The organism is Streptomyces sp. NPDC110618, assembly GCF_055657065.1.
The window spans coordinates 97,856-121,648 of sequence record NZ_JBVKBN010000022.1 but is presented as its reverse complement, the minus strand read 5'-3'; the positions used below and the strand labels follow the sequence as shown (position 1 = coordinate 121,648).

23 protein-coding genes are annotated in these 23,793 nt (G+C 72.7%); 7 read left to right on the top strand and 16 right to left on the bottom strand.

Features of this window, described 5'->3' with window-relative positions; all coding sequences use genetic code 11:
* Positions 1-9: 9 nt before the first annotated feature.
* From ACZ7L7_RS30565 to ACZ7L7_RS30555, 3 genes are all read right to left on the bottom strand, one after another.
* Positions 10-1,338, bottom strand: a complete 1,329-nt coding sequence (locus ACZ7L7_RS30565) for a ribonuclease D (protein WP_471430926.1) — start codon at positions 1,336-1,338, stop codon at positions 10-12.
* A 176-nt stretch (positions 1,339-1,514) separates the two neighbouring features.
* Positions 1,515-2,177, bottom strand: coding sequence for a response regulator transcription factor (locus ACZ7L7_RS30560; protein WP_285513541.1), 663 nt, complete (start codon positions 2,175-2,177; stop codon positions 1,515-1,517).
* A gap of 256 nt (positions 2,178-2,433) precedes the next feature.
* Positions 2,434-3,096 (bottom strand): DUF3000 domain-containing protein, encoded by a 663-nt coding sequence (locus ACZ7L7_RS30555; protein WP_285513542.1) that lies wholly within the window; start codon positions 3,094-3,096, stop codon positions 2,434-2,436.
* Between the two features lie 115 nt (positions 3,097-3,211).
* On the opposite strand from ACZ7L7_RS30555, the gene hemE reads away from it, so the two are divergent.
* Positions 3,212-4,267 carry a uroporphyrinogen decarboxylase gene (gene hemE, locus ACZ7L7_RS30550; protein WP_472077683.1) on the top strand — a complete coding sequence of 352 codons (1,056 nt, stop codon included), beginning with the start codon at positions 3,212-3,214 and terminating at the stop codon, positions 4,265-4,267.
* Between the two features lies 1 nt (position 4,268).
* Here the strand turns inward: hemE and ACZ7L7_RS30545 are convergent, their stop codons facing one another.
* Positions 4,269-5,090 (bottom strand): rhomboid family intramembrane serine protease, encoded by an 822-nt coding sequence (locus ACZ7L7_RS30545; RefSeq protein WP_285513544.1) that lies wholly within the window; start codon positions 5,088-5,090, stop codon positions 4,269-4,271.
* A gap of 115 nt (positions 5,091-5,205) precedes the next feature.
* Between ACZ7L7_RS30545 and ACZ7L7_RS30540 the strand changes: the two genes are divergently transcribed.
* Positions 5,206-5,511 carry a hypothetical protein gene (locus ACZ7L7_RS30540; RefSeq protein WP_285513545.1) on the top strand — a complete coding sequence of 102 codons (306 nt, stop codon included), beginning with the start codon at positions 5,206-5,208 and terminating at the stop codon, positions 5,509-5,511.
* Between the two features lie 172 nt (positions 5,512-5,683).
* Here ACZ7L7_RS30540 and ACZ7L7_RS30535 read toward each other — a convergent pair whose 3' ends face one another.
* Together ACZ7L7_RS30535 and ACZ7L7_RS30530 are read right to left on the bottom strand one after the other, a co-directional pair.
* Positions 5,684-7,069: an FAD-dependent oxidoreductase gene (locus ACZ7L7_RS30535; protein ID WP_285513546.1), complete on the bottom strand. Its 1,386-nt coding sequence runs from the start codon at positions 7,067-7,069 to the stop codon at positions 5,684-5,686.
* Positions 7,070-7,112: 43 nt separating this feature from the next.
* Positions 7,113-8,099, bottom strand: coding sequence for a DUF4349 domain-containing protein (locus ACZ7L7_RS30530; protein WP_453600906.1), 987 nt, complete (start codon positions 8,097-8,099; stop codon positions 7,113-7,115).
* A gap of 199 nt (positions 8,100-8,298) precedes the next feature.
* On the opposite strand from ACZ7L7_RS30530, the gene hemG reads away from it, so the two are divergent.
* Together hemG and hemQ are read left to right on the top strand one after the other, a co-directional pair.
* Positions 8,299-9,756 carry a protoporphyrinogen oxidase gene (gene hemG / locus ACZ7L7_RS30525; RefSeq protein ID WP_285513548.1) on the top strand — a complete coding sequence of 486 codons (1,458 nt, stop codon included), beginning with the start codon at positions 8,299-8,301 and terminating at the stop codon, positions 9,754-9,756.
* Between the two features lie 5 nt (positions 9,757-9,761).
* The gene (hemQ, locus tag ACZ7L7_RS30520) at positions 9,762-10,493 is read left to right on the top strand and encodes a hydrogen peroxide-dependent heme synthase (protein WP_285513549.1); all 732 of its coding nucleotides are present in this window, start codon (positions 9,762-9,764) and stop codon (positions 10,491-10,493) included.
* A gap of 10 nt (positions 10,494-10,503) precedes the next feature.
* On the opposite strand, the gene ACZ7L7_RS30515 is transcribed toward hemQ, so the two are convergent.
* From ACZ7L7_RS30515 to zapE, 10 genes are all read right to left on the bottom strand, one after another.
* Entirely contained in the window at positions 10,504-12,087 is a 1,584-nt protein-coding gene (locus ACZ7L7_RS30515) for an alpha/beta hydrolase (RefSeq protein WP_453600902.1), read from the bottom strand.
* Positions 12,088-12,204: 117 nt separating this feature from the next.
* The gene (locus ACZ7L7_RS30510; RefSeq protein ID WP_471430919.1) at positions 12,205-12,981 is read right to left on the bottom strand and encodes a TIGR04222 domain-containing membrane protein; all 777 of its coding nucleotides are present in this window, start codon (positions 12,979-12,981) and stop codon (positions 12,205-12,207) included.
* A 104-nt stretch (positions 12,982-13,085) separates the two neighbouring features.
* Positions 13,086-13,859, bottom strand: a complete 774-nt coding sequence (locus ACZ7L7_RS30505) for a DUF4142 domain-containing protein (protein WP_285515835.1) — start codon at positions 13,857-13,859, stop codon at positions 13,086-13,088.
* Between the two features lie 88 nt (positions 13,860-13,947).
* The gene (locus tag ACZ7L7_RS30500) at positions 13,948-15,234 is read right to left on the bottom strand and encodes an MbnB/TglH/ChrH family RiPP precursor modification enzyme (RefSeq protein WP_472077682.1); all 1,287 of its coding nucleotides are present in this window, start codon (positions 15,232-15,234) and stop codon (positions 13,948-13,950) included.
* A 118-nt stretch (positions 15,235-15,352) separates the two neighbouring features.
* Positions 15,353-16,066: an aminoacyl-tRNA hydrolase gene (locus ACZ7L7_RS30495; protein ID WP_285515833.1), complete on the bottom strand. Its 714-nt coding sequence runs from the start codon at positions 16,064-16,066 to the stop codon at positions 15,353-15,355.
* Between the two features lie 45 nt (positions 16,067-16,111).
* Complete coding sequence (locus tag ACZ7L7_RS30490) at positions 16,112-16,294, bottom strand: hypothetical protein (protein WP_093724814.1); 183 nt, start codon at positions 16,292-16,294, stop codon at positions 16,112-16,114.
* 18 nt (positions 16,295-16,312) lie between these two features.
* Positions 16,313-17,149 carry a polysaccharide deacetylase family protein gene (locus ACZ7L7_RS30485; protein WP_285515832.1) on the bottom strand — a complete coding sequence of 279 codons (837 nt, stop codon included), beginning with the start codon at positions 17,147-17,149 and terminating at the stop codon, positions 16,313-16,315.
* Positions 17,150-17,212: 63 nt separating this feature from the next.
* Positions 17,213-18,592, bottom strand: coding sequence for a PhoX family protein (locus ACZ7L7_RS30480; protein WP_472077681.1), 1,380 nt, complete (start codon positions 18,590-18,592; stop codon positions 17,213-17,215).
* Between the two features lie 90 nt (positions 18,593-18,682).
* Positions 18,683-19,471, bottom strand: a complete 789-nt coding sequence (locus ACZ7L7_RS30475; protein WP_285515830.1) for a slipin family protein — start codon at positions 19,469-19,471, stop codon at positions 18,683-18,685.
* A gap of 113 nt (positions 19,472-19,584) precedes the next feature.
* Positions 19,585-20,688, bottom strand: coding sequence for a cell division protein ZapE (gene zapE, locus ACZ7L7_RS30470; protein WP_453600888.1), 1,104 nt, complete (start codon positions 20,686-20,688; stop codon positions 19,585-19,587).
* 115 nt (positions 20,689-20,803) lie between these two features.
* On the opposite strand from zapE, the gene ACZ7L7_RS30465 reads away from it, so the two are divergent.
* From ACZ7L7_RS30465 to murC, 3 genes are all read left to right on the top strand, one after another.
* Entirely contained in the window at positions 20,804-21,583 is a 780-nt protein-coding gene (locus ACZ7L7_RS30465) for a pyrimidine reductase family protein (protein WP_453600885.1), read from the top strand.
* A 236-nt stretch (positions 21,584-21,819) separates the two neighbouring features.
* Positions 21,820-22,275, top strand: a complete 456-nt coding sequence (locus ACZ7L7_RS30460; RefSeq protein WP_285515827.1) for an indole-3-glycerol phosphate synthase — start codon at positions 21,820-21,822, stop codon at positions 22,273-22,275.
* Between the two features lie 123 nt (positions 22,276-22,398).
* A complete protein-coding gene (gene murC, locus ACZ7L7_RS30455; protein WP_285515826.1) occupies positions 22,399-23,784 on the top strand; it encodes a UDP-N-acetylmuramate--L-alanine ligase in 1,386 nt (461 codons plus the stop codon).
* Positions 23,785-23,793: the final 9 nt, after the last annotated feature.

The following is a 23,793-nucleotide window of genomic DNA, read 5'->3' as shown; positions in this document are numbered from 1 at the left end:
GGAGTGCCCTTATGCGGACAGCGCCGCCACCAGCACGGGGGTCACCTGCTCGATCTGCCAGGGCCGCGCCCCATGGCCCGCCAGAGCCGCGGCAACGGTGTCAGCGGTCACCTGCTCGGGCGGCTCCCAGCACACCCGGCGCACGGTGTCCGGCGTGATCAGGTTCTCCTGCGGCATGTTCAGCCGTTCCGCCAGCGCGGAGACCCCGGCGCGGGCCGCCGAGAGCCGGGCCGCGGCGGCCGGGTCCTTGTCCGCCCACGCGCGGGGCGGCGGCGGACCGGTGACCGGCTGGCCCGGCTGCGGCAGCTGCGACTCGGACAGCGCCTTGGCGCGGTCCACCGAGGCCTGCCACTGCTCCAGCTGCCGCCGTCCCATGCGGTGCCCGAAGCCGTTCAGCGCGGAGAGCGCGTGCACGTTCGCCGGGAGGGCGAGCGCGGCCTCCACGATCGCGGCGTCCGAGAGCACCTTGCCGGGCGACACATCGCGCCGCCGGGCGATCTTGTCCCGCGTCTCCCACAGCTCGCGCACCACACCGAGCTGCCGGCGCCGGCGCACCTTGTGCATACCGGAGGTCCGGCGCCAGGGCTCCTTGCGGGGCTCCGGCGGCGGCGCGGAGGCGATCGCGTCGAACTCCTGCCGGGCCCAGTCCAGCTTGCCCTGCCGGTCCAGCTCCTTCTCCAGCGCGTCGCGCAGGTCGACCAGGAGCTCCACGTCGAGGGCGGCGTAGCGCAGCCAGGGCTCGGGCAGCGGGCGGGTCGACCAGTCGACCGCGGAGTGGCCCTTCTCCAGCACGAACCCGAGCACGTTCTCGACCATGGCGCCGAGCCCGACCCGCGGGAACCCGGCGAGCCGCCCGGCCAGCTCGGTGTCGAAGATCCTGGTCGGGACCATGCCTATCTCCCTGAGGCAGGGCAGGTCCTGGGTGGCGGCGTGCAGCACCCACTCCGTGTCGGCCAGCACCTCGCCGAGACCGGACAGGTCGGGACAGGCGACGGGGTCGATCAGCGCGGTGCCCGCGCCCTCGCGGCGCAGCTGCACCAGATAGGCGCGCTGTCCGTAGCGGTACCCGGAGGCCCGCTCGGCGTCCACGGCGACCGGGCCGGTGCCCGCGTCGAACGCGGCGATCACCCGGGCCAGGGACTCCCCGTCGGCGATCACGGGCGGAATGCCGTCGCGCGGCTCCAGCAAAGGAACCGGCTCGGGACCCGGCTCGGAGCCGGTATCAGGGCTCGAAGCCCCGGCGGGCGCCCCCGTAACAGAAGATCCGCCGTCGTCCGGAGGGGCGCCTCCGGTGGTTCGCAGTGAACTGTCTGCTGCGGTGTCTTGGGCGTCGGTCACCTGTCAAGGGTATCCGTGTGTGGACAGCGCCCGTCGACGGAACGTTCCGTCGACGGGCGCCTGGGGGTCGCAAACCAGTCAGGTCGGTGAATCGTCCGGTTCACGACGTGGGGGGTGGGGGACGGAGCGGACCGGGGACCGGTCCGTTCACGTCCGTGAAGGGTGGGGGGAGGGGGTCAGTGGATGATGCCGGTGCGCAGGGCCACGGCGACCATGCCGGCGCGGTCGCCCGTACCGAGCTTGCGGGCGATACGGGCGAGGTGGCTCTTCACGGTCAGTGCGGACAGTCCCATCGAGACGCCGATGGCCTTGTTCGACTGGCCCTCCGCCACCAGCCGCAGCACCTCGACCTCGCGGCCGGACAGCTCGCGGTAGCCGCCCGGGTGGCTCGGGGCACCCGGGGGACGGCGGTGCATACGGGCGGCGGCGGAACCGATGGGGGCGGCACCGGGCCGGGTGGGGAGCCCGACGTTGGTGCGGGTGCCGGTGACGACGTAGCCCTTCACGCCGCCGGCGAGGGCGTTGCGGACGGCGCCGATGTCGTCGGCCGCGGAGAGGGCGAGCCCGTTGGGCCAGCCCGCGGCGCGGGTCTCCGACAGCAGGGTCAGGCCGGAGCCGTCGGGCAGGTGGACGTCGGCGACACAGATGTCGCGCGGGTTGCCGACGCGGGGACGGGCCTCGGCGATGGACGACGCCTCGATGACATCGCGGACACCGAGTGCCCACAGGTGTCGGGTGACGGTGGAACGGACTCGGGGATCGGCCACGACCACCATGGCGGTGGGCTTGTTGGGCCGGTAGGCGACCAGGCTTGCGGGCTGCTCAAGGAGAACGGACACCGGGCCTCCTGGGGTGCGGGACGGCTTGGAAGGTCACAGTCGTCTTCGGCACCGAGCCGGGAGTCCTTTAGAGAATGATCACGATCTAGTGAGTAACAATTAGTGCAATTCGGACGTACGGTCGATCGTTCGGTGAGCGAATCGGTTCGTTCGAGTGCCCGCTCATGACTGAAAGTGGTCGTATCGACAAAGTGATGCCCACGATCCCGTGACTCATGCCGCGCTCCCGTAACTCCGGTGCCCCAGGTCGCCCGCGCTAGCGCGACTGCGGTCCCCTGCGCTGCGGCAGCGTCACCACCGCCGCGTCCCCGGGACCGGCCGGCGGCAGCCCCGCCACCTGCGCCAGCAGATCCGCCCACGACGCCAGATGCGCCGCCGTGTCTGGTACCCCGCCCAGACCCTCACGGGGCGTCCAGGAGGCGCGGATCTCGATCTGCGAGGCCGGCGGACGCTCCGCCAGACCGCCGAAGTAGTGGGAGCTCGCGCGCGTGACGGTGCCGCTCGGCTCGCCGTACGTCAGCCCGCGCGCCTGGAGCGCCCCGGTCAGCCACGACCAGCACACCTCCGGCAGCAGCGGGTCCGCCGCCATCTCCGGCTCCAGCTCCGCCCGTACCAGCGTCACCAGTCGGAACGTGCCCCGCCAGGCGTCGTGCCCGGCCGGATCGTGCAGCAGCACCAAGCGCCCGTCCGCCAGATCCTGCTCCCCGTCGACGACCGTGGCCTCCAGCGCGTACGCGTGCGGGGCCAGCCGCTGGGGCGCCCTGGTCGACTCCACCTCGATCTGCGGCCTCAGCCGACTGGCGCGCAGGGCGTCCACCGCCGCCCTGAAGACCGGGGGAGCCGCACTGTGCCTGCCCGCCTCCCCGGAGTCCTTCGCGTCATCCATTCCACCCGACAGTCGTCCCTGCGCCGCAGCCATGCGGGAAGGTTAAAGGGAATCCGGGCTTGGCGCGGGTCTAGACACGGGAGACGGAACCCGCGCCAGGGGCGGGCGCCGGACGGGGCACCGCCCGGCCCGTGGGAGACTGACCACCGTGAGTGCCAACGACACGCAGCCGACAGCGACGTACGACTCCGCCTTCCTCAAGGCGTGCAGGCGCGAGCCCGTGCCGCACACCCCGGTGTGGTTCATGCGGCAGGCCGGCCGCTCCCTGCCGGAGTACCGCAAGGTGCGCGAGGGCATTCCGATGCTGGAGTCCTGCATGCGCCCCGAGCTGGTCACCGAGATCACGCTCCAGCCGGTGCGCCGCCACAACGTGGACGCGGCGATCTACTTCAGCGACATCGTCGTCCCCCTGAAGGCCATCGGCATCGACCTCGACATCAAGCCCGGCGTCGGCCCGGTCGTCGAGCAGCCGATCCGCACCCGCGCCGACCTGGCCCGGCTGCGCGACCTCACCCCCGAGGACGTCTCCTACGTCACCGAGGCCATCGGCCTGCTCACCCGCGAACTCGGGTCCACCCCGCTGATCGGCTTCGCGGGCGCGCCTTTCACCCTCGCGAGTTACCTCGTCGAGGGCGGTCCGTCGCGGACGTACCAGAACGCCAAGGCGATGATGTACGGCGATCCGGAGCTCTGGGCCGACCTGCTCGACCGGCTCGCCGACATCACCGGCGCCTTCCTGAAGGTGCAGATCGAGGCCGGCGCCTCCGCGGTGCAGCTCTTCGACTCCTGGGTCGGCGCGCTCGCCCCCGCCGACTACCGCCGCTCGGTGATGCCCGCCTCCGCCAAGGTCTTCAAGGCGGTCGAGAGCTACGGCGTCCCGCGCATCCACTTCGGCGTCGGCACCGGCGAGCTGCTGCAGCTCATGGGCGAGGCCGGCGCGGACGTCGTCGGCGTCGACTGGCGGATCCCGCTCGACGAGGCCGCCCGCCGGGTCGGTCCCGGCAAGGCGCTCCAGGGCAACCTCGACCCTACGGTGCTCTTCTCCACCACCGAGGCCGTCGAGACCCGCACCCAGGCCGTCCTGGACTCCGCCGCGGGCCTGGAGGGACATGTCTTCAACCTCGGCCACGGCGTCATGCCCGACACCGACCCGGACGCCCTGACCCGGCTCGTGGAGTACGTCCACACCCGCACCGCGCGCTGACTCACCACGGCTCCCGGGGCCGCGCCCGCCTGCCGAACAGCAGGCCGGGCGGCTCCGGGGGCGGCGGTGTGCCCGGCTTCAGCGGCCAGGCCAGCAGCATGCCGACGAGGAAACCGACGACATGCGCCGTGTACGCGACGGTGCCCGCGTCGGTGACGCCCTCGCCGGAGGAGTACACCGCCTGCAGCGCGAACCAGAACCCCAGCACCAGCCAGGCCGGCAGCCTCAGCGGCAGGAAGACCAGGAACGGCACCAGGACCCACACCCTGGCCCTCGGATAGAGCACCAGGTAGGCGCCGAGCACCCCCGCGACGGCTCCCGAGGCGCCGATCAGAGGGTCGCCGGAGTCGGCGTTGAGGAACGCGAAGCCGTACCCGGCCGCGTACCCGCACACGACGTAGAACAGCAGAAACCGCACATGTCCCATGCGGTCCTCGACGTTGTTGCCGAAGATCAGCAGGAACAGCATGTTGCCGAGCAGGTGCAGCCAGCCGCCGTGCAGGAACAGCGACGTGAAGACCGACAGCACCGGCGACTTGTCGTAGCCCGGCTCCCCGATGACACAGCCGGGGCCCTGCGCGCCGACACCGACCTCGCCGGTCGGGACCAGCCCGGGCAACTGGCCGTGCACCAACTCCCGGGGGACCGCCGCGTAATGGTCCAGGAACGCGTGCAACTGGCACAGCTGCGACAGACGGCTCTCACCGGCGGCGGCGAAGGTGCCGGGCATGGCGAGGAAGACGACGACGTTCGCGACGATCAGCCCGTACGTCACCCAGGGGGTGCGGCGGACGGGGTTCACGTCATGGACGGGAATGACCACGATGTCCTCCTTCCCCGGACGCGGCCGCGGAATCGGTGAACGCCGTCGGCCTCCCGCCCGTATGGCTTCTCGACCGGGAACTACCGGGACTGTGCGGTCTATGTGAGGACAGGCGATGAACGATCGAGTGACCCCCGCGATGCACGCCCTGCCCGACGGCGAGGCGGAACTCTCCCTGGTGGTACGGCTGCCCTGGGAGGACGTCGCCCGGCTCGGCCAGGAGGCCGGACGGCTCGCCGCGCAGACCGGCCGCCCGGTCACCCTGGACGAGGCCGTCAGCAACCGCCTCCGCTCGGTCCGCGCCTCAGCGGCCCACGCCAAGCCCACCACCAGTACCAGCACGACCGCCGGCGAACAGCCCCAGGCGACGGGCGGCGGGTCGGTGGCGTCGCTGCCGCCGCGGATCAGCGGGACCGCCTAGGGCGTGTTTCGAAAGTCCCGCCTGCCCTGCGACGCCTGGCACGCATGCTCGCGGCGTTGCCGGAACGCCCGAATAGCTCCGCTATTAGGGCGCTCCGGCGCCTTGCGATCGCACGCACCAGACGCCGCAGGGCCCGCCCTTCGGGCGGACGACGGGACTTTCGAAACACGCCCTAGCCGCCGTGGACGGCCTTCGTCGCCTTCCGCGCCGCGACCAGGACCGGGTCCCAGACCGGGCTGAACGGCGGGGCGTAGCCGAGGTCAAGGGCCGTCATCTGATCCACGGTCATGCCCGCGGTCAGCGCCACCGCGGCGATGTCCACGCGCTTGCCGGCGCCCTCCCGGCCGACGATCTGCACGCCCAGCAGACGGCCCGTGCGGCGCTCGGCGAGCATCTTCACCGTCATCGGTGAGGCGCCGGGGTAGTAACCGGCCCTGCTCGTCGACTCGATGGTCACCGTCACGTACTGCAGCCCCGCCCGGCGGGCGTCCTTCTCGCGCAGGCCGGTGCGGGCGATCTCCAGGTCGCAGACCTTGCTGACGGCGGTGCCGACCACGCCGGGGAAGGTGGCGTAGCCGCCGCCCGCGTTGGTGCCGATGACCTGGCCGTGCTTGTTGGCGTGGGTGCCGAGCGCGATGTACCGCTCCTGTCCCGAGACCAGGTCGAGGACCTCCACGCAGTCCCCGCCCGCCCAGATGTTCTCGTGGCCGCGCACCCGCATCGACCGGTCGGTGAGCAGCCCCTGGTGCGCGCCGAGGGGGAGTCCGGCGGCCCGCGCCAGGCTCGTCTCCGGGCGGACGCCGATGCCGAGGACGACGACGTCGGCCGGGTACTCGGCGTCAGCGGTGGCCACCCCGCGGACCTGTCCGTCGTCGCCGGTCAGGATTCGGGTGACCTCGGCGTCGCCCACCATCGTGACGCCGAGCCCGGTCATCGCCTTGTGCACCAGCCGGCCCATGTCGGGGTCGAGCGTGGACATCGGCTCGGCGCCCCGGTCGACGACCGTCACCTCGTAGCCGCGGTTGATGAGCGCCTCGGCCATCTCCACGCCGATGTAGCCGGCGCCGACGACGACCGCGCGCCGCCCACGCGTGCGTGCCAGCGTGTCGATCAGCGCCTGCCCGTCCCCGAGCGTCTGCACCCCGTGCACACCCGGCGCGTCCATGCCCGGCAGGTCGGGCCGGATCGGCCGGGCGCCGGTCGCGATCACGAGCTTGTCGTACGACGTCCAGGACTCGGTCCCGGACGTCACGTCACGCGCGCGTACCCGCTGCCCGGCGACGTCGATCTCCACGACCTCGGTGCGCATCCGCAGGTCGATGCCCCGCGCCCGGTGCTCCTCGGGCGTACGGGCGATCAACTCCTGCGGCCCGGACACCTGACCGCCCACCCAGTACGGGATGCCGCACGCCGAGTAGGAGGTGTAGTCACCCCGCTCGAACGCCACGATCTCCAGCGCGTCGGGGTCCCTCATCCGCCGCGCCTGGGATGCCGCGGCCATCCCCGCGGCATCCCCACCGATGACGACCAGTCGCTCCCGCCCACCGTCCATACCCATGCGAACACGCTACGGGCATCGATCATTTCGGGGCGGCCTGCCGTCAGTCCTCCTCCGAGGCCGGGCTCGATCCCGGTGCCGGTGCCGGGTATGCGGTGGGCAGGGGGCCCACGGGTGTCGCGGGGGTGCGCTCGCGGCGGACCGCCAGGCGGGGGTGGACCAGGCGGAGCCAGAGGAAGATCAGAAGGGCCGCGCCCGCGGCGAACGGGAGGACTGCCGCTGCCGCCATGACGATCCAGCGGAGCACCGTCAGGAAGGCGCCCCAGCCGCCCGTCAGCGCGTCCAGGACACCGGGGTCGTCGTCCTCGGCCGCCGCCTTCTTCACCGGCGTCTCCGACAGCGACAGGGTGATCGTGGCGAGGCTCGTACGGTCCTTCAGGGCCGCCTGCTGGGCAAGGAGGGACTCCAGGTCCGCCTGGCGGGTGCTCAGTTCGCCCTCCAGGACCACCACATCGCTGAGCTTGGTGGCCTCGTCCATCAGGGCGCGGATGCGGGCGACGCTGGCGCGCTGCGTCTTGATCCGGCTCTCCACGTCCACGACCTGCTCGGTGACGTCCTGCGCCTTGGCGGTGCGCTCCAGCAGCTTGCCGGTGCCCTCCAGATCGGCGAGGACGTCCGCGTAGGAGGCGACGGGTACCCGCAGGACGACCCTGGTGCGCTCGCGGCCCTTGCCGTCGCGCGTGGTCGTCTCGTTGCCGACGTAACCGCCCACGTCCTCGGTGACCGCGCGGACCTTGTCCAGGGCCTTGGGCACGTCCTTGACCTGCACGGTCAGCGAGGCGGTACGGATGATGTGGCTCGCGGTCGCCTTCGGCGGGGTGTCCGCCTTCCGCCCCTTCTCCGCGCTGTAGTCCCCGGCCGCCGGGCCCGCCGCGGCCTCGCCCCCGGACTGGGCGGCGGCCTCCTTCGCGGTGTCGGAGCTTCCCCCGCTGTCGTCGCCGGCGCCGGAGCAGCCGGTCAGGGCCAGTGCCGCGGCCAGCAGCAGGCCCGCGAGGGCCGGGCCCGGTCGTACGGAACGTCGTGCGTGCATGGGATGTACCCCCCGAGGGTCGTGACTCGTGACGACGTGACGCTCCTTCGACGCCGGAGCGGGCCCGGACGTTGGACCCCGCCGGTTCCGAACCGGTCACGGTCGGGACTCGGACCGGGCACGCGGTCCCGCCGCGCGGGCCGACCGAGGGCCGAACGGCCCTGGCGGGAATGTCAGTGGCGTTTGAGAGAGTGGGATCATGCACGCAGCGGACACTCCAGCGGATCACGGACATGTCGTCGTCGTAGGTGCCGGTATCGCCGGCCTCGCGGCGGCCCACCGGCTGCTCGCCGAGGGCAGACGGGTGACCGTCCTGGAGGCCGCCGAGCGCGTCGGCGGCAAGCTGCTGCCCGGCGAGATCGCGGGCGTCCGCGTCGACCTCGGCGCCGAGTCGATGCTGGCCCGCCGCCCCGAGGCCGTCGACCTGGCCCGCGAGGTCGGCCTCGACGAGAAGCTGCAGCCCCCCGCCACCGCCACCGCCTCCCTGTGGACCCGCGGCGCCCTGCGCCCCATGCCCAAGGGCCACGTCATGGGCGTCCCCGGCACCGCCGACGCGGTCGCCGGAGTGCTCTCCGCGGACGGCCTCGCCCGGATCGCCCGCGACACCGAACTGCCCCGCACCGAGGTCGGCGACGACATCGCGGTCGGCCGGTACGTCGCCGAGCGGGTGGGCCGGGAGGTCGTCGACCGCCTGGTCGAGCCGCTGCTCGGCGGGGTGTACGCGGGCGACGCCTACCGCATCTCGATGCGCTCGGCCGTCCCCCAGCTCTTCCAGGCCGCCCGCACCCACCACTGCCTGACCGAGGCGGTCCGCGAGATCCAGGCCAAGGCCGCCGCCAACCCGCAGACCGGCCCGGTGTTCATGGGCATCGAGGGCGGCATCGGCACCCTCCCGCTCGCGGTGGCGGAGTCGGTACGCGCGCGAGGCGGCGAGATCCGCACCGGCACCCCCGTGACCGCGCTGCGCCGCGGGACGGACGGCTGGACCGTCGTCACCGGCGACCGGACCCTGCACGCGGACGCCGTCGTCCTCGCCGTGCCCGCCACGACCGCCGCCGGTCTGCTGCGCGCCGAGTTCCCCGCGGCCGCCGCCGAACTGGCCGCCGTGGAGTACGCCTCCATGGCCCTGATCACCCTCGCCTACCGCCGCGCCGAGACCGATCTGCCCGAGGGCAGCGGCTTCCTGGTGCCGCCCGTCGACGGCCGCACGATCAAGGCCTCCACCTTCGCCTCCCGCAAATGGGGCTGGATCGGCGAGGAGGACCCCGACCTGCTCGTCCTGCGCACCTCCGTGGGCCGGCACGGCGAGACCGAGATCCTCCAGCGCGACGACGCCGAGCTCGTCGAGGTCTCCCGGCACGACCTCAAGGCGGCCACCGGCCTCGACGCGACCCCCGTCGCCACCCGCGTCACCCGCTGGACCGACGGACTGCCCCAGTACCCCGTCGGCCACCACGCGCGCGTGGCGCGTATCCGCGAACACCTCGCCTCGGCGCCGGGCCTGGCCGTGTGCGGCGCCGCCTACGACGGCGTGGGCATCCCCGCGTGCATCGCGAGCGCGTACGCCGCCGTCGACCAGATCCACGGTGACCTGCGCGCAGTGCGGGAGCTCACCGCCAACCCGGTGCAGAGTCTGCACGGAGGAGCAGGAGAATAAGGGACATGAGTGACGACGCCCCCACCACCGAGTCCGGCAGGATCCCGAACAAGGGCAAGCTGGCCAAGGACCTCAACGAGGTCATCCGCTACACCCTCTGGTCCGTCTTCAGGCTGAAGGACGTGCTCCCCGAGGACCGCGCCGGATACGCCGACGAGGTCCAGGAGCTGTTCGACCAGCTCGCCGCCAAGGACGTGACGATCCGCGGCACCTACGACGTGTCCGGGCTGCGCGCCGACGCCGACGTCATGATCTGGTGGCACGCCGAGACCAGCGACCAGCTCCAGGAGGCGTACAACCTCTTCCGCCGCACCAGGCTGGGCCGCGCCCTGGAGCCGGTGTGGTCGAACATGGCGCTGCACCGCCCGGCCGAGTTCAACCGCTCGCACATCCCGGCGTTCCTCGCCGACGAGACGCCCCGCGACTACGTCAGCGTGTACCCCTTCGTGCGCTCCTACGACTGGTACCTGCTGCCCGACGAGGACCGCCGCCGCATGCTCGCCGACCACGGCAAGATGGCCCGCGGCTACCCGGACGTACGCGCCAACACCGTCGCCTCGTTCTCGCTGGGCGACTACGAGTGGATCCTCGCCTTCGAGGCCGACGAGCTGTACCGCATCGTCGACCTGATGCGTCACCTGCGCGGCTCGGAGGCGCGGATGCACGTCCGTGAGGAGATCCCGTTCTTCACCGGCCGCCGCAAGTCGGTGAGCGAACTGGTCGCCGGGCTCGCCTAGTCAGGAGACCCTAGGAACCGGTCTCGGGGCGCGGCTCCGGGTGCGGTGCGCAGGCCGCGCGCCGCCCCGGAAGCCGCCCCTGGAGCAGATACGCGTCCAGGTGGGCGTTGACGCAGGCGTTGGGGCCGCCCCCGATGCCGTGCGTGCCCGCGTCCCGCTCGGTCACCAGGACCGAGTGCCACAGCCGCCGGTGCAGCTCCAGCGCGCCCTGGTAGGGGGAGGCGGCGTCGCGTTCGGCGGCCAGGATCAGCGTGGGCGCAAGTTCGCCGGGACCCGTGCGGACGTCGAGCGGCCGCTGCCGCGGCACCGGCCAGTAGGCGCAGGGCAGGTTCGTCCACACGTTGTCCCACGTCTCGAAGGGGGCCACGCGGGCGAGCCGGGTGTTGTCCCGGTCCCACACCCTCCAGTCCGTGGGCCAGGGACCGTCGTTGCACTCGACGGCCGTGTAGACCGCGCGGCTGTTCTCCGCCTCGGCCGCCGCCTCCGTGACCGGGGCCGCGATGTCGATCAGCGGCTGCGGGTCGCCCTTCAGATACGCCGACAGCGCGTACGCCCGGAAGGGCCAGTAGTCGTCGTAGTACCCGGCCAGCAGGAAGGCGTTCTGCAACTGGCCGGGGCCCACCTTGCCGCCCGCGGGCCTCCCGGCGAGCCGGGTGCTCGCCCGCTCGTAGCTGCGCAGCACCTTCGCCGGGGTGTCGCCGAGTCCGTAGACCTTGTGGTGCTTGGCGATCCACTCCCGCATGTCCGCCCAGCGGGCCTCGAACGCGGCCGACTGGTCGAGGTTGTTGCGGTACCAGATCTGGTGGGGATCCGGGTTCACCGCCGCGTCGAACACCATGCGGCGCACATGCGAGGGGAAGAGGGTCGCGTACAGCGCGCCGTAGTAGGTGCCGTACGAGGCGCCCATGAACGTCAGCTTCTCCTCGCCCAGCGCGGCCCGCAGGACGTCCAGGTCACGGGCGTTGTTGAGGGAGTGGTAGTGGCGCAGGGCGCTGCCGGACCGCTTCGCGCAGCCCTGGGCGTACGCCTTGGCCTGCGCGATCCGCTCGCGCTTGTAGGACTCCGAGGGGTAGGTGGGTGCCTGCGCGGGCCCCTTGTAGAACTTCCGCGGGTCCTGGCAGGACAGCGGGGCGCTGCGGCCCACCCCGCGCGGGGCGTAGCCGACGAGGTCGTACGCGGCGGCGATGCGCTTCCATTCCGGCATCAGGCCGATCAGCGGGAAGTACATGCCGGAGGCGCCGGGGCCGCCGGGGTTGAACACCAGCGCGCCCTGCCGGGGCACCCGCCGCTTGCTGTTGTTGGGGTCCTTGTGGGTGGCCTTGACCCGACTGACCGTCAGCTTGATCTGCTTGCCGTACGGATCGGCGTAGTCGAGCGGCACGCTGACGGTGCCGCACCGCATGCTCCCCGGCATCTCCCCCTCGGCGGAACAGGACCCGAACCTGATCCCGCCAGCCTCGGCCCGCGCGACGGCCACGGCGACACCCCGCGCCTCGGCCGCGCCGGGCAGGACCTCCGCACCCGAAGCGGGCGCCGCACCGACCCCGGCCAGCAGCAGCGACCCGACGGCCGAGTAGAGAACGGGAACCCTCATCACGTGTCCCTTCGGTGCGCGTACGCAACAAAGGGGATGTTTCGTCCCGGGGTTGCGGAAGGCAAGCACCACTGGGCCGGTGTCGGGGCCAATGCCCCCTGTGCGCCCCCGCGCGGGTCAGTCGCGCCAGGCCTGCTCGCGGTGTTCGAACGCCGCTCGCAGGTCCGGTTCGCCGATGGCCCGGATGCCGTGGACGGCGACCGTGGTGAGGTAGGCGCGGTCGCCGGCACCCCGGTGGCGGGTCAGGGCGGTGAGGAGGCGCTGGCCGGCCGGGGAGGCCCAGCGGGAGTAGGGGTGGATCTCGACCCGGGCAATGGCCAGGCAGCTCAGGGTGAGGGTGAGCGGGAGGCCGAACCAGAGGGCGACCAGGTGGCGGGGGAGGTCGGAGGCGCCCGGCAGCAGCAGGGCGGTGGCGCCCAGAGCGAGGACGACCACCGCGGCGAACTGCACCTGGCGTACCGCCGCCGCGATGCTCGTACGGGCTCCGGCCGGTACCGCGAGGCCCGCGCGGACCAGGCGCTCGGCGAGGGTGCCCACCGCCTCGGCATCGGCCGCCGCGTCCCGTACCGGCTCTATGCGGGACTGGCCCTCGGGGCCGATCGCGCCTATGACGGACCGTTCGATGTCGTCCCGGCCGCGCGGGTCGACGACCGTCGCCCAGCCCGTGCGGGCGAGCAGCAGCCGGCGCTGGCGGGCCATGGAGACCAGGGTCAGATCGGCGACCCGGCGGGGGCCGCCGGACAGGAACGCGGCCTCGTACAGCGTCAGATCGTGTCCCCGGCCCGTGTCCGTATCCGAGTCCACCGCCGCCGAGTGGACGGCGGCCAGGCACAGCCGGGTACAGGCGGTGCCGGCGACGGCCCAGGCCAGGAGCAGGAGAAGGACCCAGAACATGCCGCGTTTCTATGCCAAAGGCGCATGAGACGCCATGCCTTGTTCAGTATCCGGACCGAGCGTTGTCGGTATGTGACGTTCCGTTCGAGCTTCGAGGGGGTCTGTCACGATTCCGGTGGGCGGCTCGCCGCGGGCGGGAGCGAGTACGTGGGCTGCCGCGACGGGGTCACCGGGAGCGCGGGGGACGGGTCCGTCACGGGTCCGGGCGGCGCCGGGGTGTGGGTGAGCGGGGGAGTCCTCCCGGCGGCCATCTCCCGGGCCAGGGCCTCGAAGTCGACGTACCCGGTGTCCTCCAGGACCTGGATGTGGTCCAGCACGGTGGTGCCCGCGTCCTCGGCGAGCTTGCGCACCAGCGTGTTGCGGGTGCTCGCGCGGACCTCGGCGACCAGCGAGAACACCTTGCCGTGCGCCAGCCGCAGCAGGTTGGCGAACTGCCAGTCGTAGGCGGAGCCCTGGGTGGAGTCCAGGGTCCGCAGCCACTCCCGCTGCTGCTCGGTGGGCTCGTTGGGCAGCTGGAGGGAGAGCTTGGCCGCGACGTCGCGGACCCGCTCGTCCAGGAAGGTGTGCCCCTCGACGAGATGCTCCCCCGCCTTCTGCACGGCCGCGGTGTTCCCCTTCAGCCGGGCCTGCTCACCGGCGGGCAGCTCCCACAGCCCCGCGAGCCGGACCTTGGTGATGAAGTCGCGGTCCAGGCCCGACAGGGGGCCGTACTCCGTCGACACGGTCTCGGCGTTGAGCAGCGCCTCACCGGTCCCGCCGCGGTCGGCGTACGACCACACCGGGAAGACCAGCGCCGCGAGGGTCGCCGTGAGGCCGGTGATGATGAGTCCGGTTCCGCTGAGGATGCCCCGGCCGGGGGCGGGCGGTCGCGGTCGCATGGTGCCTCCTGGTACGGCACCGCACGTCAGTGCGTTTTCGAGGGGTGGGACAGAATCGGCATATTAACCACTGGCCCGAGCCCTTCGTTCACCGGCGGGTCAGTGACCGCCGTATCCGCGCCAGCCGTGACGGCGCCGGCGGCACCGGGCCGGAACGCTCCTGCCACCACCGTGTCAGCTCCTTCCGGGCGCGGGTCTCCAACCCCCCGTCCGCGTCCAGCAGTTGACCGGCGAAGTCCAGTGCGTCGCGGCGGTAGCCCCCGGTCATGGGGGTGCGCCGGGCGTAGGCGAGGAAGTCCTGCCGGTAGCGCGGGCCCAGGATGACGGGCAGTTCCGGTGCGACCTTCGCCACCACGTCCGCCCGCTTCCCGGCCAGCGCCCGCGCCTGCACCTTCAGCCGCGCCCGGTCGAAACCCTCGGGCGCCGGCGTCCCCGCGACCAGGGCGGAGAGCAGCGCCGCCTGCGCGAGGCCGAGGCGCTCGCGTGCGTCGTCGCAGGCGGCGGGCTCCGGGGCCGGGCGGGACACCGTGGCCGGTGCCTTGGGCCTGCCGCCGCCCTTCTCCACGGCCGCCCGGATCTCGGCCAGTTCCCGCTCCAGCTCGGCCGGTTCGGGGAAGTGCTCGTCGCGCTCCAGGAGCACACCGGGCGGGTCCACACGGGAGGCGAGGTCGGTGAGGATGTCGAGCACCGGGCGCGGGACCGGGTGGGCGTGGCTGTCGTGCCAGACGCCGTCCCGCTCGAAGCCGCCCGCGACATGCACGTACGCGAGCGCCTCCAGGGGCAGCGCGGCGAGCGCCTCGGCGGGGTCCTCGCCCCGGTTGACGTGGTTGGTGTGCAGGTTGGCGACGTCGATGAGCAGCCGCACCCCGGTGCGGTCGGCGAGGTCGTAGAGGAACTGGCCCTCGGTCATCTCCTCGCCGGGCCAGGAGAACAGGGCGGCGATGTTCTCCACGGCGAGCGGTACGGGGAGGGCGTCCTGGGCGATCCGGACGTTCTCGCACAGCACCTTCAGCGCGTCCCGGGTACGCGGTACCGGCAGCAGGTGGCCCGCCTCCAGGTGCGGGGAGGCGGTGAGCGGGCCGCCCGCCCGGACGAACGCGATGTGCTCGGTGACCAGCGGCGAGCCCAGCGCCTGGGCCCGCTCGGCGAGGGCGGTCAGCCGTCCCTGGTCGGGGCGGTCGGCGCCGCCCAGACCGAGGGAGACGCCGTGCGGCACGACGGTGACACCGCGCTCGCGCAGCCGCAGCAGCGACTCCGGCAGATGGCCGGGGCACACGTTCTCGGCGACGACCTCGACCCAGTCGATGCCCGGCATCCGCTCCACGGCCTCGGCGATCTCAGGCCGCCAGCCGATCCCCGTCCCCAGTCGCGTCATCACCGTCCCCCTCCCGCGTGTTCTCCTGCGTGCAGGGGGTATGGCCCCTGCCCGCGGGGGTGAATCCACCCGGTGCGTGCTTCAGAGCAACATTTGAGGTTGGCCCGGGGCCGCCCGCTCAGCGCAGGGCGGGGTGGTCGGCGACGACCGTGCAGGAGCCGGGGGCGATCTCGGTGAACCCCGCGTCCCGTACGAGAGGGAGCCCACTGGTGGTGAGCCCCGGCCAGCGGTCCTCGGGCGCCGTCCGCACCGCGAGCGGGAAACCGGCGTCGCGCCAGGCCGCGCGCCGCTCCCCGTCCAGCGCCCACCAGGCGAGCTGCGCGCCGTGCCCGGCCTGGGCCATCGCCTTCCCGGCGGACATGTTCAGCTCGGGGTTGAGCCAGAGCACCGGCGCCGAGGGGTCGGCGGCGGCCGGGGGCTCGGGGTCGTCGAGGTCGGTGCCGGAGACCTGCAGCCGGGCCAGATCCTTGGGCCAGCCGTCCAGCGGTACGGGCGGGAAGACCCGCACCTCGGCGGACTTCCCGGTCACGGTGATCCCGGGCAGGGCCTCGGCCCGCCGCCACTCGGCACCACGGGCCCGCCGTACGACCTTGCGGATCCGCCCGTCCTGCCAGTCCCGCACGGCCTCGGCCCACTCCCCGTCCCCGCCCGCCCGCTCGTCCGCGAGCAGCTCCAGCACGGCCCGGGCGGCGGTCTCCAGCGCGTCGGTACGCCCGGGAGGCGCGGCCCGCTCGATCCGCACCACCAACGGCAGTACGAACTGCGGCGCGAGATCGCGGTCACCGGGCTCGGAACGGAAGGGGCTGTCGGCGGGGGCGGATTCCTGGCTCACCCGTCCCAGTCTGCCAGCCGGAAGATCGGTGTCGCGCGGGGCGTATCAGCCCGAGCAGGCCGTGCGTTCCGCCTCCCGCCACTCGCACACCGGGCAGAGGGTGATGCCCTTGTAGGACTCGGGGTACTCCGTGGGCTCGCGGCACTGGACGCACTCGGCGTAGGGCGGGCCGTCCGCCTTCGGGGGGCGGGGGGTCTCGGCGATCATGCAGTAGTCGCTGTCGCTCATGGGTCCAGCGTAAAGCGTTCAGCGGTGCCGGCCCGCCGCGGTGATCAGGTCGGACACCTTCACGAAGCGGTAGCCCCGGCGGCGCAGCTCGGGGACGATCGTGCGCACGGCGCGTTCGGTGGCGGGGGCGGCGCTGCGGGTGCAGTGCATGACCACGACCGAGCCGGGCCGGACCGCGTCCAGGACCTGCCGGGCCACCGCGTCCGCGTCCGCGGCGAAGGCGTCCCCGCTGACCACGTCCCACTGCACGGCCGTGACACCGGCGGAGGTCAGCGCCTTCAGGGCCGTACGGTCGTAGCAGCCGCCGGGGAAGCGGAAGTACGGCATCGGGTCGGGCACGCCCGCTGTGCGGAACGCCCTGTACGCCCGTTCCACGTCTGCCCGCATCCGCGGCTCCGGGAGCCTCGGCAGGCCGTAGCAGTCGCCGGTGAAGGCGTAGTGGCTGTACGAGTGGTTGGCCACCTCGAAGAGCGGGTCCCGGCCGATGCCCCGCGCCTGTGCCGGGTACTCCTCCGCCCAGCGGCCCGTCATGAACACGGTCGCAGGGACCTTCAGCTCCCGCAGGGCCGCGATCAGCTCCGGGTTGTCGAAGCGCTCGCCGCGCGCCGCCCGTGGCCCCTGGTCCGCGGTCATGTCGGCGTCGAAGGTGAGGGCGACCGTCTTCGCCGAGGCGCGGGCGGCGCTTTCGAAGACGGGCGTCAGCCCTTCCGGACCCGGGGCCAGGGTCGGGGGCCCGGACGGGGACGCCGAGGGGGACGCGGGGTGTGCGGCCCTGGGTGCCTGAGGTGTCGCGCAGGCGGCCAGGGCCGCGGCCAGGGCGCAGGTCGCGGTGACAAGTCGTACGCGTGCGATCACCGCATGAACATAACGGGATCAATCAGACAATCCTCGGATTGCTTCCCGCGCCCCGGCCCCGCGTCACCCCCGCCAGGGGCCCCGCACCGCGAACGTCGTCCCCGGGTTGTAGCAGTTGACGTACATCGTGCGGCCGTCGGGGGAGAAGGTGACCCCCGCGAACTCGCCCCACTCGGGGTCCTCGGGGGTGCCGAGGTTCTGGGCGTTGCGGGCCACGGCGTAGACCTCGCCGCGCCGCGTCACGCCGTAGACGTGCTGTGCGCCCTCGCCGTCCTCGCACACCATCAGACCCCCGCTGGGGGCGAGGCAGATGTTGTCGGGGGAGTCGCCGGGGAGCTGGACATCGGTGTCGGGGCCGAACACGATCACCAGGGTGAGCCGGCGCCGGCCGGGGTCGTAGCGCCAGATCTGGCCGTAGTGGTCGGCCGCCGAGCCCTCCGCGCTGCGGGCGAAGGAGGAGACGAAGTACACCGAGTGGCCGCCCCAGTAGCAGCCCTCCAGCTTCTGCGCGTGGGTGATGCCCTTGCGGCCGAAGTCCTGGAAGCGGATGGGGGTTTCGGCGGCCAGCGGGTCCGGTACGTCGACCCACTCGATGCCGTCGAAGCTGGTGCCGGTCTCCTGGATCGACGACAGGTCGGGCACGCCCGGCACCCGCATCGCCTGGAGCCGGCCGCCCGCGCGCAGCGAGCCCGGGCCGCCGCGCGGGTGGCGCGGGAGGAAGCGGTAGAAGAGGCCGAAGGGCCGTTCGAAGGCGTCCTCGGTCTCGTAGACGACGCCGGTTCTCGGGTCCACCGCGATCGCCTCGTGCTGGAAGCGGCCCATCGCGGTCAGCGGTACCGCCCCGCTGCGGTGCGGGTCGGCGGGGTCGACCTCGAAGATGAAGCCGTGGTCCTTGGTGTAGCCGTTGGTCCCGGCCTTGTCCTCGGTCTCCTCGCAGGTCAGCCAGGTGCCCCAAGGGGTGGGCCCGCCCGCGCAGTTGACGGCGGTTCCGGCGATGGCGACCCGCTCGGAGAGGACCTCGCCGTGCGGGTCCACGGTGAGCGCCGTACAGCCGCCCTTGCCGGCGGGGTCGTAGGTCAGCCCGTCGACGGTCGGCACGCCGATCCGGCCGTTGTGCCGGTTCTCGTGGTTGCGCACCAGGTGGACGCGGCCGTGGCGGCCGGGCAGGGCCGTCATGCCGTCGTGGTTGGAGGGCACCTTGCCCTCGCCGGAGCGCAACTGGTCGCCCTCGCGGGACAGGACGCGGTAGCGGAAGCCCTCGGGAAGGTCGAGGAGGCCGTTCGGGTCGGGGATCAGAGGGCCGTAACCCGTGTGGCCCAGGGTCTGCGCGGCGGCGGTGCCCGCGAAGAGTTCGGTGAGGTTGCCGGCGAAGGCGATCGAGACGCCCAACGCGCCGGTGCGGGCGAGCAGTTGACGGCGGCTCTGGGTGCCGTGCTCGGACATGGGGGGAACCTTCCTGCTGGTGGACAGGACAGTGTCGAGCCGTGTCTACCATCTGGTTCCCGTCTGGTGAACCACGCGCGTAGAGCGTGTTCAGCCTCCCTCGGGGCGTTCGAGCGGCTGCTGCTGGGCCTTTTCCAGGAATCTCAGCAGCTCCACCGGGAACGGCAGCACCAGCGTGGAGTTCTTCTCGGCCGCCACGGCCACCACCGTCTGGAGCAGGCGCAATTGGAGTGCGGCGGGGGTGTCGGCCATCTGCTGGGCGGCCTCGGCGAGCTTCTTGGACGCCTGGAGTTCGGCGTCGGCGTTGATGACGCGGGCGCGGCGTTCGCGGTCGGCCTCGGCCTGGCGGGCCATGGACCGCTTCATGGCCTCCGGCAGGGAGACGTCCTTGATCTCGACCCGGTCGACCTGCACGCCCCAGCCCACGGCCGGACTGTCGATCATCAGCTCCAGGCCCTCGTTGAGCTTCTCGCGGTTGGAGAGCAGGTCGTCCAGCTCGCTCTTGCCGATGATCGACCGCAGCGAGGTCTGGGCCATCTGGGAGACCGCGAACCGGTAGTCCTCCACCTTGATCAGCGCGCTCGCCGGGTCCACGACCTTGAAGTACACGACCGCGTCCACCCGCACGGTCACGTTGTCCCGCGTGATCCCCTCCTGGCCCGGGACCGGCATGGTGACGATCTGCATGTTCACCTTGTGCAGCCGGTCCACCACCGGAACGATCGTCGTGAACCCCGGCTCCCGCACGTCGCCCCGGAGCCTGCCGAGGCGCAGCACGACCCCGCGCTCGTACTGCTTGACCACCCGGGCCGCGGCGGCGAAGTAGACCGCGCTCGCCGAAGCCGCCGCGACGGCCGCCACCAGGACTGCTTCGAGCATGACGAGCCTCCCGCCCAGAGCCCCGCAAGGCACCCCACTTGCCACGATATGCCCGAATGGGGGTAAGGCGGTCCGCGCGGCCGGATTTCCGGGATCCGGTGGCCCGCCGGGCGTCAGGGCGCCTCGGTGAGGCCCTTCGCGTCGCGGGCCAGCGCGGTGAGGCGGGAGATCGCGCGGAAGTACTTCTTGCGGTACCCGCCCTTCAGCATCTCCTCGCTGAACAGCTGGTCGAACGGCAGGCCCGAGGCCAGGACCGGCACCTCCCGGTCGTAGAGCCGGTCCGCGAGGACGACGAGCCGCAGGGCCGTCGACTGGTCCGGGACCGGGCGCACGTCCGTCAGGCACACCGCGCTGACCCCGTCGGTCAGGGCGCCGTACCGGCTGGGGTGGACCCTGGACAGGTGCTCCAGCAGGCTCGGGAAGTCGTCGAGGGAGGCGCCCGGCGTGGCGTACGCGGCCTTCGTCACCTGCTCGTCGCTGAACGGCGCCGGTGCCTCGGGCAGGCCCCGGTGCCGGTAGTCCTCGCCGTCGATGCGCAGCGGCCGGAAGTGCGCCGACAGGCCCTGGATCTCGCGCAGGAAGTCGGCGGCCGCGAACCGGCCCTCGCCGAGCTTGCCGGGCAGGGTGTTGGAGGTGGCGGCGAGCGCGACCCCGGCGTCCACCAGCTTGCCGAGCAGGGTGGAGACCAGCACGGTGTCGCCCGGGTCGTCCAGCTCGAACTCGTCGATGCACAGAAGGCGGTGCCCGGAGAGGGTCTTCACCGTCTGCTGGAAGCCCAGGGCGCCGACCAGATTGGTCAGCTCCACGAAGGTGCCGAACGCCTTGAGCGCGGGCTCGGCCGGGGTGGCGTGCCACAGGGAGGCCAGCAGGTGGGTCTTGCCCACGCCGTAGCCGCCGTCCAGGTAGACGCCCCGGGGGCCGGGCGCGGCCTTGGGCGCCTTGGAGCGGCCGAAGCCGAAGAAGCCGCGCTTGCCGCCGCCCACCGCGTGCGCCCCGCCGAGGCCCGCCGAGAACGTCTCCAGGACCTGGACCGCCTCCGTCTGGCTCGGCTGGTCCGGGTCGGGGATGTAGGTGCCGAAACGGACCGAGTCGAAGCGGGGCGGGGGAACCATCTCGGCCACCAGCCGGTCCGCGGGGACGTGCGGCTCGCGGGAGCAGAGGGAGACGGGGGTCGCTTCGGCTATGGATGTTTCGCCGGCGGTGGGAGTGGAGGACACGTTCACCGATTTTAGGGGGTGGCCGAGAAGCGCGGTCCGGCGTGCGGCGGCGGGCGGACCGGACGGGTGCCGCCCTCGTGGGGCCTTGTCCCCCTCACCGTGGAACACTTCCGGCATGCGACAGCTGTTCCCTGTGACCGATCAGACACTCGAACGCGCGACGACGGACCGGGAGTGGAGCCTGGACGAGCTGGCCGAGGCCTACGCCTGTCCGGACACCGACGGGCCCTTCCTGCGCGCCAACATGGTGTCCACCCTCGACGGGGCGGCCCAGCACGACGGCAAGTCGCAGCCCATCTCCTGCGCCGCCGACATGCGGATCTTCGGCACCCTGCGGGCGCTGGCGGATGTCGTGGTGGTGGGTGCGGAAACGGTACGGCAGGAGGGGTACCGGCCCGCCCGGGCGCGGGCGGAGTTCGCGGAGCGGCGACAGGCCGCCGGGCAGGCGCCCGCCCCGGCCGTCGCGGTCGTCACCGCGGGCCTCGACCTGGACTTCTCGCTTCCGCTGTTCACCTCGCCGCTGGTGCCGACGGTGATCCTCACCGGCGCCGGGGCGGCCCCGCACCGGGTCGCCGAGGCGGAGAAGGCGGGCGCCAGGGTGGTGTTCGCCGGGGACGGCGTCGGCGTGGAGCCCGCACGCGCGGTGCAGGGGCTCGCCGGGCTGGGGTACCGGCGGCTGCTGACCGAGGGCGGGCCGAGGCTGCTCGGGCAGTTCGTGGCCGCCGATGTGCTCGACGAGCTGTGTCTGACGGTGTCCCCGACGCTCACCGCCGGGGACGCGCAGCGGATCGCCGGGGGGCCGGGGGTCGAGGTGCCCCATCGATTCGCACTGGTGTCCCTGCTGGAGGAGGAGGGGTTTCTGTTCACCCGGTACGGGCGGAGCCGACGGGCCTGATCAGGGGATACGGGCGGAGCCGGCAGGCCTGAGCACTGGATACGGGCGGACATGCCGACCTGCGGGTGACGGCTTCGACATCTGTTCCCGACAACGGCGGAATGGGTCATTCCGTTTAGTCACCGGACGGCACACTAAAACTCGTAGTCCCCGTGCGAGCACGGGGCAGGATGGTTTCCGCGGGGCCGCGACCGGTCCCGCGGGAGAAGGGGCGCCTGGTGTTCAGAAGCGTTTTGATGATCGAGAAGGCCCTGACGTCCGCGGACGTGGAGTTCGTCACCACCTTGCACGGGGACGAGCAGGTCTCCTTCCACGTGCTGCTCCAGCCGCGTGGTGACCAGGCCGATCGCCTGCTGCGGGCCATCGACGACGTGGCGCTCGGTGAGCTGGACGAGGCGGCGCGCGAGGGGGACACCCCGGAGGGCGAGGAGGCGAAGAGCTTCGGTGAGCGGGCCCTGGAGGTCTCCCTGCAGGCACTGCGGGCCTCCGGCAGCGAGGCGGACGGACGTCTGGTCGAGGACCACCCGCTGGACGCGCTCAGATCGCTGGTCGAGGAGACCGGGGCGGACGAGGTGATCGTGCTGACCGATCCGCACTACGTGGAGGAGTTCTTCCACCGCGACTGGGCCTCCCGGGCCCGGCACAAGGTGGGGGTACCCGTGCTGAAGCTCTTCTCGCACAGCAAGGAGTAGCCCGACCGGCTCTCCCGGCGCCCCCGAGGCTCGGCGCGCCCCGCTCCCGGCACCCCATAGGCTTGGGGCGCGACCGCTCGCGGGCGCCTTCAGTCGTCGTACCGGATCTTGGGAGATATGCACATGGCACCCGGCCTTCCCTCCGCCATGGACCGACCGCACTTCATCGGCATCGGCGGCGCCGGGATGTCGGGCATCGCGAAGATCCTCGCGCAGCGCGGGGCCGCGGTGGCCGGCAGCGACGCCAAGGACTCCGCGACCGCCGAGGCGCTGCGGGGGCTGGGCGCGACCGTGCACATCGGGCACGCCGCCGAGCACCTCGCCGACGACGCGAGCTGTGTCGTCGTGTCGTCGGCGATCCGCGCCGACAACCCCGAGCTGGCCCGCGCCGCCGAGCTGGGCATCCCGGTGGTGCACCGCTCCGACGCGCTGGCCGCGCTGATGGACGGGCTGCGGCCGATCGCCGTGGCCGGTACCCACGGCAAGACCACCACCACCTCGATGCTGGCGGTCTCGCTGGGCGAACTGGGCCTGAACCCGTCCTACGCCATCGGCGGCGACCTGGACGAGCCCGGCTCCAACGCCCTGCACGGCGAGGGCGAGATCTTCGTCGCCGAGGCCGACGAATCGGACCGCAGCTTCCACAAGTACGCGCCCGAGGTGGCGATCGTGCTCAACGTGGAGCTGGACCACCACGCCAACTACGCCTCGATGGACGAGATCTACGAGTCCTTCGAGACCTTCGCGGGCCGGATCGTCCCCGGCGGCACGCTGGTGATCTCCGCCGACCACGAGGGCGCCCGCGAGCTGACCCGTCGCGTGCGGGACGTGCGGGTGGTGACGTACGGCGAGGCGGCGGACGCCGATGTGCGGGTGCTGTCCGTGGTCGCGCAGGGCCTGAAGAGCGAGGTGACCGTGCTGCTGGACGGCCAGGAGCTCACCTTCACCGTCTCCGTCCCCGGCCGCCACTACGCGCACAACGCCGTCGCCGCCCTCGCCGCGGGCGCCGCCCTCGGCATCCCCGCCGCCGAGCTGGCCCCCGCGCTCGCCGCCTACACCGGCGTCAAGCGCCGCCTCCAGCTCAAGGGCGAGGCCGCCGGAGTGCAGGTCATCGACTCCTACGCGCACCACCCGACCGAGATGACGGCCGACCTGGAGGCCATGCGTGCCGCCGCCGGGGACGCCCGCATCCTCGTCGTCTTCCAGCCCCACCTCTTCTCCCGCACCCAGGAGCTGGGCAAGGAGATGGGCCAGTCCCTGGCGCTCGCGGACGCCTCGCTGGTCCTGGACATCTACCCGGCGCGCGAGGACCCGATCCCCGGCATCACCAGCGAGCTGATCATCGACGCGGCGCGGGCCGCCGGCGCGGACGTCACGCCGGTCCACGACAAGGCGGAGGTGGCCGGAGCGGTGGCGGGAATGGCGAAGCCGGGCGATCTCGTTCTCACCATGGGCGCGGGTGACGTGACGGAGCTCGGCCCGCTGATCCTTGACCGCCTGTCGCAGTGAGGAGCTGAG